Source organism: Sphingomonas sp. MM-1 (assembly GCF_000347675.2).
Taxonomy (GTDB): domain Bacteria; phylum Pseudomonadota; class Alphaproteobacteria; order Sphingomonadales; family Sphingomonadaceae; genus Sphingomonas_E; species Sphingomonas_E fennica.
This window is the reverse complement of sequence record NC_020561.1, coordinates 2,867,773-2,881,563: the sequence shown is the minus strand read 5'-3', so window position 1 is coordinate 2,881,563 and position 13,791 is coordinate 2,867,773. Positions and strand designations below refer to the sequence as shown.

Genomic DNA, 13,791 nt, shown 5'->3' with positions numbered 1-13,791 from the left:
CGAAGCGCCGCCTGCTCGGCGGCACCATGCTCGACCGCATGGGCCACGCGGCGATCACCGCTGCCGGCCTGCTCTACGCGCTGCCCGCTCACGCGGGCGGGTCGTCGATGCCGTGGGAAGCGCCGCTCCAGTCGATCCTCGAAAGCATCGAGGGGCCGGTGGCGAAGATCATCGCCGTCATCATCATTATCGTGACCGGCCTGACACTGGCGTTCGGCGACACGTCAGGCGGCTCGCGCCGGCTGATCCAGATCGTGTTCGGCCTGTCGATCGCGTTCGCGGCCAGCTCCTTCTTCCTGAGCTTCTTCAGCTTCGGCGGCGGAGCGCTGATCGCATGAGCAGCGCGGCCGATCATGGCGAACCGATCGCGGGCTATTTCGCCCCGGTCCACCGGGCGCTGACCGAGCAGATTTTGCTCGGCGGCGCCCCTCGCTCGCTCGCCATCGTCAACGGGACGCTGGCGGGCGCGATCGGCCTCGGCCTGCGCCTGTGGATCGCTGGCCTGATCATCTGGGCGATCGGCCACGGGCTGTCCGTCTGGGCCGCTCGCCGCGATCCGCAATTCGTGGACGTGGCCCGGCGCCACCTCCGTTACCCGACGTGGATGCGGCCATGATGAGCTTGCGCGAATATCGCAGCAAAGCTGCGAACCTGCCCGACTTCCTGCCCTGGGCCGCGCTAGTCAGCGAAGGCGTCGTGCTGAACAAGGACGGCTCGTTCCAGCGCACCGCCCGGTTCCGCGGCCCCGATCTCGACAGCGCCACGCCGGCCGAGCTGGTCGCTACGACATCGCGATTGAACAACTCTCTTCGCCGGCTCGGCTCCGGCTGGGCGATCTTCGTCGAGGCGCAGCGCACGCCTGCACTCGACTATCCGCAATCCGACTTTCCCGACCCCGTGTCGTCGCTGGTCGAGTTCGAGCGCCGCGAACAGTTCCGCGAGGAGGGCGCGCATTTCGAGAGCCGCTACTTTCTGACGCTCTTGTGGATGCCGCCCGCCGAGGAAGCCGCGCGGGCGGAAGGCTGGCTCTACGAGGGCCGCTCCACTAGCGGCGTCGATCCGTGGGAACTGCTCAAGGGCTTCACCGATCGCAGCGACCGGGTGCTCAATCTGGTCGAAGGCTTCGTTCCCGAGGTCCGCTGGCTCGATGACGCCGAGACGCTGACCTATCTGCACAGCACCGTTTCCACCCGGCGCCAGCGCGTTCGAGTGCCGGAAACGCCAATGCACCTCGACGCGCTTTTGGCCGACGAGCCGCTAACCGGCGGGCTCGAACCTAAGCTCGGCGATCATCATCTCCGCACGCTCACCATCGTCGGCTTTCCGAGCGTCACGTTCCCTGGCTTGCTCGACGAGCTGAACCGGCTCGCCTTCGAGTATCGCTGGGCGACCCGCGCGATCATGCTCGACAAGACCGACGCGACCAAACTGCTAAGCCGCATCCGCCGCCAATGGTTCGCCAAGCGCAAGAGCGTCATGGCGATCTTGAAGGAGGTGATGACCAACGAAGCGTCGGTCCTGATGGACAGCGACGCCTCGAATAAGGCCGCGGACGCCGACACCGCCCTGCAGGAGCTGGGCGCCGACTATGCCGGCATGGCCTATGTCACCGCGACCGTGACGGTATGGGACCGCGATCCCGCCATCGCCGCCGAGAAGCTGCGGCTGGTCGAGAAGGTCGTTCAGGGCCGCGACTTCACCGTCATCCCCGAGGGCATGAACGCCGTGGAAGCGTGGCTTGGCTCGCTCCCCGGCCACACCTACGCCAACGTCCGGCAACCGCCAATCTCCACCATCAATCTCGCCCACCTGATCCCCCTGTCAGCAGTATGGGCGGGGCCGGAACGGGACGAGCATTTCGGTGCGCCCCCCTTGCTTTATGGCAAGACCGAAGGTTCGACCCCGTTCCGGTTTTCCCTCCACGTCGGCGATGTCGGCCACACGCTGATCGTCGGGCCGACCGGCGCCGGCAAGTCGGTGCTGCTGGCGCTGATGGCGATGCAGTTCCGCCGCTACGAGAGCGGCCAGGTCTTCGCCTTCGATTTCGGCGGCAGCATCCGCGCCGCCGCGATCGGCATGGGCGGCGACTGGCAGGATCTCGGCGGGATGCTCGCCGACGAGGCCGGCGACGGCGTGCAGCTCCAGCCGCTCGCTCGGATCGACGATCCGGCCGAGCGCGCATGGGCGGCCGAATGGCTGGCGGCGATCCTCGCGTCCGAAGGCGTCGCGGTCGATCCGCAGGCCAAGGAGCATCTGTGGTCGGCGCTCGGCTCGCTCGCCAGCGCACCCGTGCCGGAACGCACGCTGACCGGGCTCGCCGTGCTGTTGCAATCGCAGCAGCTCAAACAGGCGCTCGCCTCCTACTGCATCGGCGGCCCGTGGGGCCGACTGCTCGACGCAGAGGCCGAGCGTCTCGGCGAAGCGTCGGTGCAGGCGTTCGAGACCGAGGGCTTGGTCGGCGCCGGATCGGCCGCCGCTGTCCTGTCCTATCTGTTCCACCGGATCGAGGGCCGGCTGGACGGCTCGCCGACGCTCATCATCATCGACGAGGGCTGGCTGGTCCTCGATAGCCCGGACTTCGCCGCGCAGCTTCGCGAGTGGCTCAAGACGCTGCGGAAGAAGAACGCCAGCGTCGTGTTCGCCACACAAAGCCTCGCCGACATCGAAACCTCGAACATCGCGCCGGCCATCATCGAGAGCTGCCCGACGCGCATCTTCCTGCCGAACGAGCGCGCGGCCGAGCCGCAGATCGCCGCCATCTACGAGCGGTTCGGGCTCAACGCCCGGCAGATCGAGATATTGAGCCGGGCGGCGCCGAAGCGGGATTATTACTGCCAGTCGCGGCGCGGCAACCGGCTGTTCGAGCTGGGGCTGGGCGAAATCGCTCTGGCCTTCGCCGCCGCGTCTTCCAAGACCGATCAGCTCCGCATCGCCGAACTGGTCGAGACCCACGGCCGCGAGCGCTTCGCCGCCGAATGGCTGCGCCATCGCGGCCTGGCCTGGGCGGTCGATCTTCTTCCCGAACCCCAACCCGATTCGCTGGCCGGTCGCCGGGAAGATGCCGGCCAGCTCCCCCTTGCCTTGAAGGACATGACCCCATGAAGCCCAACATCCTGCGCCGCGCCATGCTGGCCGGAGCCATCGCCACGTCGAGCATGATCGGCATCACCGCTGCCACGCCGGCGCACGCTCAGTTCGGCGGGATCGTCTATGACCCGACCAATTATGCGCAGAACGTGCTGACGGCCGCGCGGTCGCTCCAACAGGTCAACAACCAGATTCAGCAAATCCAGCAGCAGGCGACCAGCCTGATGAACGAGGCGCGCAACCTGGCCTCGCTGCCGTTCAGCTCGCTCCAGCAGTTGCAGCAACAGGTGCAGCGCACCCAGCAGCTTCTCGGCGAGGCGCAGCGCATCGCCTACGACGTGCAGAACGTCCAGCAGGTGTTCAACGGCCGCTACAAGGGCGCGGCGCTGACCGGCACCCATGCGGAGATGGTCGCCAACGCCAATGCGCGCTGGGCGGATAGCGTCGGCGCGTTCGAGGACGCGCTGCGCGTTCAGGCCGGCGTCGTCGGCAACATCGACGGTGCGCGCACCACGATGGACGGCCTGGTCACGTCCAGCCAGTCGGCGACCGGCGCGCTTCAGGCGGCGCAGGCGGGCAACCAGCTTCTCGCGCTGCAATCGCAGCAACTCGCGGACCTGACGGCGCTGCTGGCCGCGCAGGGCCGGGCGCAGGCGCTGGACTCGGCGCGGAACGCTGCCGTCGAGGCCGAGAGCCGCGAGCGGCTCCGCCGCTTCCTGACGCGCTCCACCGGCTATCAGCCGGGCAACGCCCGCATGTTCCACGACTGACGGTCATGGACAGCAAGCTCCTCGCGCGCATCGGCGCCGTCGTTTTCATCGCCATCGCCATCACGATGACGGCGATCGAGATGAGCCGTGCGCCCGAGCCACCGCGCGCGGGGCCGGCGGCCGTCGCCGAGACATCGGCGACGGACCCGCTGCTGATCGAGCTGCGCCGCTGCCAGTCGATCGGCGCTGCCGGGGCAAGCGACCCCGATTGCCTGCGCGCCTGGGCCGAGAACCGCCGCCGGTTCCTCGCGCCCGGCGCGCGCCCCGCCGCCCGCATCGCCGATGGCGCCACCCCACAGGAGAATTGACATGGGCGGCACCGGCGTCGTCGATCGCTTTCTGGATGTCTTCACCCGCTACATCGACAGCGGGTTCGGCCTGCTCGGCGGCGAGGTGGCGTTCATCGCCACCACCCTGATCGTCATCGACGTGACCCTGGCCGCGCTGTTCTGGACGTGGGGTGAAGGCGACGACATCATCGCGCGCCTCGTCAAGAAGACCCTGTTCGTCGGCGTCTTCGCCTACATCATCGGCAACTGGAACAGCCTGGCGCGGATCGTCTTCGAGAGCTTCGCTGGGCTAGGGCTGAAAGCGTCCGGAACCGGCTTCACCGCCGCCGAGCTGCTTCAGCCGGGCCGCGTCGCGCAAGTCGGGCTGGAGGCAGGCGAACCTATCCTCCAGTCGATCTCCGACCTCATGGGCTGGGTCGCGTTCTTCGAGAACTTCATCCAGATCGCGGTGCTGCTGATCGCCTGGGTGCTGGTCATCCTCGCCTTCTTCATTCTGGCGATCCAGCTGTTCGTGACGCTGATCGAGTTCAAGCTGGCGACGCTGGCGGGCTTCGTCCTCATCCCGTTCGGCCTGTTCGGCAAGACCGCCTTCATGGCCGAGCGCGTGCTGGGGTTGGTCATCTCCTCAGGCATCAAGGTGCTGGTGCTCGCGGTCATCGTCGGCATCGGCTCGACCTTGTTCGACGAGTTCCGCGCCGGGTTCGGCGGCGTGCAGCCGAGCATCGAGGACGCGCTGGCCGTCGCGCTCGCCTCGCTGTGCCTTCTCGGCCTTGGCATCTTCGGCCCGTCGATCGCCAACGGCATCGTCTCCGGCGGCCCGGCGCTCGGCGCAGGCGCCGCGGCCGGCACCGTGCTCGCAGCCGGCGGCGCGCTGGCCGGTGGCGCTGCCGCCGCGCGCCTCGGCGTCGGCGCGGCGGCGGGCGCAGTCGGCGGCGCGGCACGCGGCGCAACCTTCACCTCGGGCGCCGCCAACAGCGCCTATGCGCTCGGTTCGGCCGGCAAGTCGGGCGCCGCCGCAATCGCGGGCGGCGCAGGCGGCGTCGGCCAAGCCGCCGTCGGCGCAGCCATGTCGCCGCTTCGCAAGGCGGCGGCCACGCTCAAAGACAGCTATCGCTCGGGCGGCCGCGCCGCCGTCACCGCCACGGGCGGGACCATTCCGGGCGGCAGCTCCGCGCCATCGCCGGACGCGCCGGCCGGCGCGCCCGCCTGGGCGTCCGCGATGAAGAACCGTCAGACCATGACCCACGGCGCGACCATCGCCGCCCACACGCTGCGCTCCGGCGACGGCGGCGGCAGCGGCGCATCCGTCGATACCAGCCAGAAGGATTGATCCATGTTTAAGCGCCCCAGCATCCGCTACGGCCAGACGCCCGAACCCACCACACCCTATCAGCGCGCGGCGCAGGCGTGGGACGACCGCATCGGTTCGGCGCGCGCGCAGGCGAAGAACTGGCGGCTCGCCTTCTTCGGCACGCTGGCGCTTTCGGGCGGCTTGGCCGGCGGCCTCGTCTGGCAATCGACGCGCGGTCATATCGTCCCCTGGGTCGTGCAGGTCGTTCGGCTGGGCGAGGCTCAAGCGGTTGCGCCAGCCGAGGCCGGCTACCGCCCGACCGATCCGCAGGTCGCGTTCCATCTCGCCCGCTTCATCGAGCAGGTCCGCGCGATCCCGGCCGATCCGGTCATCGTCCGCCAGAACTGGCTCAGGGCTTACGACTTCACCACCGATCGCGGCGCGCTCGCGCTCAACGACTATGCGCGGGCCAACGATCCGTTCGCCAATGTCGGGCGGGTGCAGGTCGCGGTGGAAGTGTCGAGCGTCATCCGCGCCTCGCCCGACAGCTTCCGCGTCGCCTGGATCGAGCGCCGCTATCAGGACGGCAGCCTTGCCGCCACCGAGCGCTGGTCCGCGATCCTCACCATCGTCGTGCAGCCGCCACGCACTCCCGATGCCCTGCGCAAGAATCCGCTCGGCGTCTTCGTCAATGCCCTCAACTGGTCGAAGGAGCTGTCGCAATGACCGGCATACCCATCCGCCGCGCGGCCACGGCCGCGCTGTTCGTCTCCGCATCCGCGCTCGCCGGCTGCGCCACCACGTCGGCGCGGCCGCCCCTGATCGCTTTGGACGATCCGCCCCCGGTGATCGTCGCAACCCCCGCGGCCGAGCCGCCCCGCGCGGTCGAGATCGTGACGATCCCCGAGCCGTTGCCGCTGCCCGGCCAGTTGAAGCCGGTGACGGCGAGCCCGAGGCCGGCGGAGCCCGCCGATCCGCGCCGCCGTGTCGGCGACGCCAACGACGCCGCGCGCATCCAGCCGGTGCGCGACGGCTTCCTCAACGCCATCCAGCAATATCCGTGGACCGAAGGCGCGCTCTATCAGGTCTATACCGCGCCCGGTCAGGTGACGGACATCGCGCTTCAGGAAGGCGAACAGCTCGTCGGGCCGGGGCCGGTCGCGGCCGGCGATACGGTGCGGTGGATCATAGGCGATACGGTGAGCGGCACTGGCGCGACCGCGCGCGTGCATATCTTGGTGAAGCCAACCCGGCCCGACCTCGCCACCAACCTCGTCATCAACACCGACCGACGCACCTATCACTTGGAGCTGCGCGCGACGCCGACGACCTACATGGCGTCGGTCTCCTGGACCTATCCGCAGGATCAGCTCATCGCCTTGCAGGGCCGCAACGCGGCTGCCGCCGCTGCCGTGCCGGCTGCGACCGGCGTGGACGTGGCGGCGCTCAATTTCCGTTACCGGATCGAAGGCGACCGCGTGCCGTGGGCGCCGGCCCGCGCATTCGACGACGGGCGGCAGGTGTTCATCGAGTTTCCGGCCGGGATCTCGCAGGGCGAGATGCCGCCGCTATTCGTGACCGGCGCGCGTGGTGACGCGGAGTTGGTCAATTATCGCGTGCAGGGTCGCTACATGGTGGTCGATCGGCTGTTCGCCGCCGCCGAGCTGCGCCTGGGCGACCGCCGCACCGAGCAGCGCGTCCGCATCGTTCGCGACGACGGGCGGAGGGGGCGGCCGTGACCGACAGCCACGATGCGCCAGCCGAAGCGCGGCCGGAGCCGCAGCCCGCTCGCCCCGATCCCGCCGCGTTTCAGCTTCGCGGCGATCCGCCCCGCGTCATGCGGCTGTCGCGCAAGGCGCTCGCCGTCGTCGGCATCGCCGCCGGTCTCGGCATCGGCGGTTCGCTGATCTATGCGCTGCGACCGCCGGGCGATCGGGCCGTGCAGGAACTCTACAACACCGACAGCCGCGCCACGGCCGAGACCATCACGTCGGGACCGCGCGATTACGCGCAGGCGCCCCGGCTCGGCCCGCCGCTTCCCGGCGACCTCGGCCGACCGATCGTGTCGGCGCAGCAGCGCGGCGAAGATGTCCCCGTGCCACCGACCGGCGCGCAGCCCGGCCCGCCCGATCCTCGCGCGCAGGCGGCGGAGGCGGCTCGGCAGCGCGCAGCGCAGGAACGCGATGCGGCGCGCACCAGCACTGTCTTCCTCGGCAGCGGCGGCGCGCGCGCGGGTGTAGGTGCGGAGCCCGGCGCAGCGCCCGGATTGCCTTCGCCGGCAACACAGGAGCCTGCCACGCAGGCCGCGCAAGGCGACCAAGCCGGAAAGCGCGCGTTCATGGCTCAGGCATCCAATCAAAGGACGGTTAGCGTTGAGCGGCTGACGACACCGGCATCGCCGAACATCGTGCAGGCCGGTAGCATCATCCCGGCCGCGCTCATCACCGGTGTCCGTTCTGACCTGCCCGGCCAGATCACCGCGCAGGTGACGGCCAACGTCTATGACAGCCCGACCGGGCGCATCCTCCTCATCCCGCAGGGCGCGCGGTTAATCGGCGAGTATGACAGCGAGATCGCCGCCGGTCAGACGCGCGTGCTGCTCGCCTGGGATCGGCTCATCATGCCGGACGGCCGCTCGATCGTTCTCGAGCGCCAACCCGGCGCGGACGGTGCGGGGTTCGCGGGGCTACAGGATCGCGTCAACCAGCATTGGGGCAACCTGCTCCGAGCGGCCGCCGTCTCGACATTGCTGGGCGTCGGAACCGAGCTGGGTGCGGACAGCCAGGACGACCTGACTCGCGCCCTGCGGCGCGGCTCGCAGGACACCATCAACCAGACCGGCCAGCAGATCGTGCGTCGGCAACTCAACGTGCAGCCGACGCTCACCATCCGGCCAGGCCATCCGCTGCGCGTTGTTCTGACCCGCGATCTTGTGCTCGAACCGATCGGAGGAACGCGATGACCAAGTTGAAGCTGGGGCCGCTCGCCGATGACCGGCCGGTTAAGCTGACGATTGAGCTGCCCGCCGCAGTCCACCGCGATCTCGCCGCCTACGCCGCCGCGCTCGCGGCGGAGACGGGCGGGGAGACCATTGCTCCCGAGAAGCTCGTCTCTCCCATGCTGGCGAAGTTCATGGCGAGCGACCGGGGGTTTTCGCGGCGTCGGAGCGCCGCAAAGGATTGAGCCGAAGCGCTGGCGTCAATTCCCTAAGAACTTCCTTCGGCGCTCCGCAGCATCGACCTTGATGATCGCTTCCTCGGCCGTGGCACACTCGCCACCCCGCACTGATCCATCGCGGCATCCAGCGACGACCTGCCGCGCCTCGTCGATATGTGCCACGAAATATTGCGTGCCGCGCGCTTCGCTCGATACAGCAGCTCCAGGCAGCGCGACAGTGGCGCTCTCCGCTTGCTGCGTCGGTGCGATCACCGGCCGCAAGGCGAAGCCTCCCGCGAAGCCGATGACCAAAGTGACGAGCACGATGATGATTGTCTTGCCTTGCGACATGGCCGTAACTCCAAGAACTACCTACCTAATTTACTAGAATCTCTCCGAGAAATCAAAAGACAGCGCATAGCGCGCTTTGATGAATCCAAGGAAACGCCGCAGCGCGGGATTGCGGTTGTCATCGCGCCAACAGCCCGAATAACCCGTCAGCGCTGGTCCCTGTTCGCCGTGGATCGGCCGATAGACGACATCGGGATAAAGCGTGCCGGTCGAGCCCTCGCAGACGATGCTCACACCGGCACCGCCACCGAGGATGCTCAGGATTGTTTCGCGGCTCGACTGGTGCATTCTGATATCCGGTTTGGTGCCGAACATTGAGAGCCGCCCGAGCAGCATGTCCCGGATTTCGGGGCCGGGATCGGCAATTGGCAGCAGGAAGCGCTCGCCTCGAAGATCAGTCCAATGAACGATGTCGCGCTCCGCCAACGGATGCGATGCGGGCAGCGCTACGAGCATCCGTTCGCTCCATAGCGGCTCACAGCGAAATCCGTCATGGCTGACCGAGCCCATGAGAATCGCGATGTCGATCTCGCCAGTATCGAGTCCTGCGAGTAGGACACTTCGGTCGGCCTCCACGCCTTCGACTTCGACGTCAGGATGTGCCTCACGCCAGTTCATCATCGTTGCTCTTAGATTGCCGGCGGAAACAGAGCTGTTGTGGCCTAGCCGCAGGCCGCCCGCCCGTCCTTGGCCGGCAGCCCGCATCATCGCAACAAGTTTGTCAGCGCTGGCAACCATCGGCTTTGCCCCGCGGATAAAAGCACAGCCGGCAAGTGTCATGGTAACGCCGGAACGAGAGCGCTCGAAGATCGGCATACCGATGGAGCCCTCCAATTTGAGGATGCTCCGACTAAGCGTCGATTGCTCAATGTCGAGCGCTCGGGCAGCTCGATAAAAGCTCCCGTGATCGGCGGCCGCGATCGCATAGCGCAGTTGGCGGATGCTAAAAGGCATCGCTGCGGCGGGCTGTAGGATCGCGATAGGCCAGCAGCCGGAGCGCGTTGAACACGACGAGCAGCGTCGATCCTTCGTGCATCGCTACCGCTGGACCAATACCGAGCCCGAGGATGGTGGCGGGCACGAGGAAGGCAACTACGCCCAGGCTCACGAAGACATTCTGGCGGATCACCCATCGCGTGCTGCGGCTGAGTCCAACCGCAAATGGCAGGTGCGCCAGATCATCCGCCATCAGGGCGACGTCTGCGGTTTCCAGCGCGACGTCGGAACCAGCGGCACCCATCGCAATGCCGACCGTCGCTGTCGCCATGGCGGGAGCGTCGTTGACGCCATCACCCACCATCGCGACTTTGGCTTCGGCGCGGAGCTTCTTGATCGCCTCGACCTTATCCTCCGGCATGAGATCGCCCCACGCTTCGTCGATGCCAACGTCCCTGGCGATGGCTTGGGCGGCGCGCTGATGATCCCCCGAGATCATAATCATTCGCTTGATACCGATCGCGCGCAGCTTTTCGAGCGCATCGCGCGCCGCTTCGCGCGGAGTGTCGAGCAGCCCGATCGCGCCAAGGTCTTTGCCGGCCCGGCGAACGACCATGCTCGTTTGGCCCCCCTCCCGCAGCTTCTCGATCGCGGCCGTCATCTCGGGGGACAGCGGCGCGATGCCGTCAGCACCGAACATTTCAGCCTTTCCGATCAGCACCTCATCGGCTCCGACGACGGCCGACACGCCGCGCCCAGTGAGGCTCTTGAGGTTGTCGGCCTTCGGCACCGACTGATCGCCGATATGGTCCCGTCCGTCGCGGGCAATGGCTTGGGCGAGCGGATGATCGCTCAGGGCCTCGACGGCGACGGCCACCGTCATGAGGTCTTCCTTACTCACATCCGCGACAGGGATGATTTCCTGTATGCGGGGCTCGCCCTTGGTGAGCGTGCCCGTCTTGTCGAACGCGATGGCATCGAGAGAGCCGAGCAGTTCGAGCGGAGCGCCGCCCTTAACGAGGACGCCCCCGCGCGCGGCACGGGCTACGCCCGAGAGGACCGCGCTGGGGGTGGCGATGGCGAGTGCGCAGGGGCTGGCGGCGACCAGCACCGCCATCGCCCGGTAGAAGCTGTCGCGGAACGGCTCATCAACAACCACCCAGGCAAACAGGAGCAGGAAGGACAGCGCGAGCACCGCCGGCACAAAGAACCGCTCAAATCGGTCCGTGAAGCGTTGCGTCGGCGACTTCTGTGTTTCCGCTTCACTGACCAGCTTAACCACCTTGGCGAGAGTGCTTTCGGTGGACAGTCGGGTCACTTCGATTTCGATGAGACCACTGCCGTTGATCGTGCCGGCGAACACCCGGCTGGCCGCATCGAGCCGATCGGGATTGGCGCGGGCCGCCGCGTCGTCCTGCACAGGCCGCTTATCGACGGGCATACTCTCACCCGTGACCGGGGCCTGATTGATCGCGGTGATCCCCTTCACGATGAAACCATCAGCCGCAACGCGCTCATCGGGCTTCACGATGACGACATCACCGAGCTTGAGATCCTCAACCGGAACCTCGCTCGTGCCGCCATCGGAGCGGCGCACCATTGCGGTGCGCGGCGCCAGTTCGGCCAGTGCCTCGATCGCGCGCTTAGCGCGGCCCATTGCGTAGTGTTCGAGCGCATGGCCGAGGCTGAACAGGAATAGCAGCAGCGCGCCTTCCGCCCAGGCTCCCAGCGCAGCCGCGCCAGCGGCGGCCACCAACATCAGCGTGTCGATTTCAAACCGCTTGAGGCGTAGATTTTCGATCGCTTCGCGAAGTGTGTAGAAGCCGCCGAAGCCATAGGCAGCGATGTAGAGCGCGAGCGGCAACCAATCCGGCGCGCCGGCCACCAGCTTCTCGATGGCGAAGCCGATCGCCAGCGCCGCGCCGCAGGCCAGCGCGAAAATCAGCTCCGTATTCGGCCCGAGCAGGCCGCCATGGGCGTGATCGTGGTCATGCTTCTCGCCGGCAGGATGGTCATGATCCTTGGCGTGGTCATGCGTCGGCGTGGCCGGGGCCGGCGTCAGCGCCTTGTCGCCGATCGGTCGCGCGCCGGCCTCGCGCAGCGCGCCCAGGATCGCCTCTTCCGACGTCGCCGACTTATCGAACTCAACCCGCACCAGGCCGGAGACATTCGCCTCAGCTTCCAGCACGCCGGGAAGGGCGCGAAGCCGGTCGCCCAGGGTGCGGGCGCGACGCTGATGGGTGAGCCCCTCAACTCGCCAGATCGCATGTCCGAAGCGATCGGCGATGTTCGCGCCAGCAGCGCGGGCCAGCTCGCGGATGCGCGATAGCGTCACCACTTGCGGGTCAAAATGGACGCACAAAGTTGCCGGCGCGTCGGCGCTGGCCGCGACGACATGGGCCTGCTCGACGCCGGGGCGGCCTTCAAGCGAGCCGATCAGCCTTGCGACACAGGCATCAGCCGCGTCGGTGACGTCGGGCAACAGGACGGGAATATCGAGACGGAGCTTTTCAATCATGGCGTTGGTCCTTTGCGGATCGCGTTTCGGGTAAGCGGTGCGGTCCGCCCGACGGGGGGCGCTGTCGCGAGTCTTCGCCCCGCGCGCCCGCCTCTGTCCGTTCGCCATGGCTGTTTGGGGGAAACGGCCATGGCGCGGGCCGTTCTCGCACATGCACCCGAAGGACTCAGCGTGCGGCGGCCGATAGCTTTGGCAATCATCGGCTGACTTCCTTGGCTTGGCGCGCTTCCTTGCGTGCATCGCGTAAGATTTCGACGCCGCCCTTGATGGCGATGATCGCAGTGAGGAAGCCAACCAGCAGATCGGGCCAGTTTGAGCCCAGCCACCAGACCAGCAGGCCGGCGACAAGAATCCCGCCGTTCGAGATGAAGTCGTTGAAACTGAACGTGGTCGCGGCGCGCAGATTGACGTCGGGCTCTCGCAGCCGTTGCAGCAGTTTGAGGCAGACGAAATTGACGACGGCGGCAACCGCAGACATCGCCATCATGGTAACGCCGATAGGCTCGCTGCCTTGGAGGTATCGCCGCCCGACATCGAGAAGGATGCCGCCGGCAAAGATCAGGAGCATGACCCCCGACACGGCGGCTGCACGGGTCTTCCACTTTGCGCCCCGACTGAGGGCGATGAGGCTCAGCGCATAGACCGCAGCGTCCGAGAGGTTGTCGAGACCATTGGCGAGCAGCGCGCTGGAATCGCCTGTGACTCCCGCGATCAGGAAAGCTACGGCGATCCCCGCATTGAGGATCAACACGATCCAGAGGGTGCGGCGCTCCGCATCCGGGCCCGAAAATGCCGGGCCGGTCATGAGCGGCCTTTCGCGGAAAGTTGCGCCTTGCGGACTCGGCGACGACGACGATTTACTGTGAAGCCGCTCCCGCGCGCTTCCTTGGTGAGATAGCGGACGAGCGCCGCATCCTGTGCCCGCATTGCGGAGCGCAACCCGCGCCGGACCGTATAGCCAAGCGGGCTCAGCATCCCTCTCATCGTGATTGTGTGGCGAACCCGTGTCTGTTCGCCGAGCCCGTCGAGAGCATATTCTTCGTGCAGAGTGAGCACCCCGCCGAGGCCGGTGCGCCACGCAAGGCAGTGCGCCCGCTCATAGGCTATGATCTTAGCTCCGGCCTTTAGCGGGAGTTCTCCTCTGAGCAGGCTAAAGGTGAGGCCGACTCTCGCACCTGGCGCGGCGTTTCCCCGGAAGCGATAGCTGGGGTGCCATAACGCGAACGCCGCCAGATCGGCGATATGAGTCCACGCCCTGATGGGCGTAATGCTCAGGGCGAAGGAGGTGATTTCCTTCACGGCCTGATCGCCCGTTCCTTGGTCTCCGATGCGGCGGACGGCAAAGCCGCCCACCGCTCGACAAGACGCATCCCCGGTGCTCGGATACGGCCG

15 protein-coding genes are annotated in these 13,791 nt (G+C 67.5%); 10 read left to right on the top strand and 5 right to left on the bottom strand.

Annotated elements, in window-relative coordinates:
* Nucleotides 1-26: 26 nt before the first annotated feature.
* Genes G432_RS13715 through G432_RS13670 form a run of 10 tightly spaced genes read left to right on the top strand, consistent with a single transcriptional unit; the run spans nucleotide 27 to nucleotide 8,621 of the window.
* Complete coding sequence (locus tag G432_RS13715; RefSeq protein WP_041865420.1) at nucleotides 27-338, top strand: TrbC/VirB2 family protein; 312 nt, start codon at nucleotides 27-29, stop codon at nucleotides 336-338.
* The gene (locus G432_RS13710; RefSeq protein ID WP_015459416.1) at nucleotides 335-616 is read left to right on the top strand and encodes a VirB3 family type IV secretion system protein; all 282 of its coding nucleotides are present in this window, start codon (nucleotides 335-337) and stop codon (nucleotides 614-616) included. The genes G432_RS13715 and G432_RS13710 overlap by 4 nt, the downstream gene beginning before the upstream one ends.
* A complete protein-coding gene (trbE, locus tag G432_RS13705) occupies nucleotides 613-3,102 on the top strand; it encodes a conjugal transfer protein TrbE (protein WP_015459415.1) in 2,490 nt (829 codons plus the stop codon). The genes G432_RS13710 and trbE overlap by 4 nt, the downstream gene beginning before the upstream one ends.
* Nucleotides 3,099-3,857: a P-type conjugative transfer protein TrbJ gene (trbJ, locus tag G432_RS13700; RefSeq protein WP_015459414.1), complete on the top strand. Its 759-nt coding sequence runs from the start codon at nucleotides 3,099-3,101 to the stop codon at nucleotides 3,855-3,857. The genes trbE and trbJ overlap by 4 nt, the downstream gene beginning before the upstream one ends.
* Nucleotides 3,858-3,862: 5 nt before the next feature.
* Entirely contained in the window at nucleotides 3,863-4,165 is a 303-nt protein-coding gene (trbK-alt, locus tag G432_RS13695; protein ID WP_015459413.1) for a putative entry exclusion protein TrbK-alt, read from the top strand.
* Between the two features lies 1 nt (nucleotide 4,166).
* Complete coding sequence (gene trbL / locus G432_RS13690; RefSeq protein ID WP_015459412.1) at nucleotides 4,167-5,477, top strand: P-type conjugative transfer protein TrbL; 1,311 nt, start codon at nucleotides 4,167-4,169, stop codon at nucleotides 5,475-5,477.
* 3 nt (nucleotides 5,478-5,480) lie between these two features.
* Complete coding sequence (gene trbF, locus G432_RS13685; RefSeq protein ID WP_015459411.1) at nucleotides 5,481-6,164, top strand: conjugal transfer protein TrbF; 684 nt, start codon at nucleotides 5,481-5,483, stop codon at nucleotides 6,162-6,164.
* On the top strand, nucleotides 6,161-7,177 hold the full coding sequence (gene trbG, locus G432_RS13680; RefSeq protein ID WP_015459410.1) for a P-type conjugative transfer protein TrbG: 1,017 nt from the start codon (nucleotides 6,161-6,163) through the stop codon (nucleotides 7,175-7,177). The genes trbF and trbG overlap by 4 nt, the downstream gene beginning before the upstream one ends.
* Entirely contained in the window at nucleotides 7,174-8,400 is a 1,227-nt protein-coding gene (locus tag G432_RS13675; RefSeq protein WP_015459409.1) for a TrbI/VirB10 family protein, read from the top strand. The genes trbG and G432_RS13675 overlap by 4 nt, the downstream gene beginning before the upstream one ends.
* On the top strand, nucleotides 8,397-8,621 hold the full coding sequence (locus G432_RS13670) for a DUF2274 domain-containing protein (RefSeq protein ID WP_015459408.1): 225 nt from the start codon (nucleotides 8,397-8,399) through the stop codon (nucleotides 8,619-8,621). The genes G432_RS13675 and G432_RS13670 overlap by 4 nt, the downstream gene beginning before the upstream one ends.
* 15 nt (nucleotides 8,622-8,636) lie before the next feature.
* Here the strand turns inward: G432_RS13670 and G432_RS13665 are convergent, their stop codons facing one another.
* From G432_RS13665 to G432_RS13645, 5 genes are all read right to left on the bottom strand, one after another.
* Nucleotides 8,637-8,945 carry a hypothetical protein gene (locus G432_RS13665; RefSeq protein WP_015459407.1) on the bottom strand — a complete coding sequence of 103 codons (309 nt, stop codon included), beginning with the start codon at nucleotides 8,943-8,945 and terminating at the stop codon, nucleotides 8,637-8,639.
* Between the two features lie 33 nt (nucleotides 8,946-8,978).
* The gene (locus G432_RS13660; protein ID WP_041864924.1) at nucleotides 8,979-9,899 is read right to left on the bottom strand and encodes a LysR family transcriptional regulator; all 921 of its coding nucleotides are present in this window, start codon (nucleotides 9,897-9,899) and stop codon (nucleotides 8,979-8,981) included.
* The gene (locus G432_RS13655; RefSeq protein WP_015459405.1) at nucleotides 9,889-12,399 is read right to left on the bottom strand and encodes a heavy metal translocating P-type ATPase; all 2,511 of its coding nucleotides are present in this window, start codon (nucleotides 12,397-12,399) and stop codon (nucleotides 9,889-9,891) included. Before G432_RS13655 ends, G432_RS13660 begins: the two co-directional genes overlap by 11 nt.
* Before the next feature lie 196 nt (nucleotides 12,400-12,595).
* Nucleotides 12,596-13,204, bottom strand: a complete 609-nt coding sequence (locus G432_RS13650; RefSeq protein ID WP_015459404.1) for a cation transporter — start codon at nucleotides 13,202-13,204, stop codon at nucleotides 12,596-12,598.
* Nucleotides 13,201-13,698 carry an SRPBCC family protein gene (locus G432_RS13645; protein WP_041865419.1) on the bottom strand — a complete coding sequence of 166 codons (498 nt, stop codon included), beginning with the start codon at nucleotides 13,696-13,698 and terminating at the stop codon, nucleotides 13,201-13,203. The genes G432_RS13650 and G432_RS13645 overlap by 4 nt, the downstream gene beginning before the upstream one ends.
* Nucleotides 13,699-13,791 lie beyond the last annotated feature (93 nt).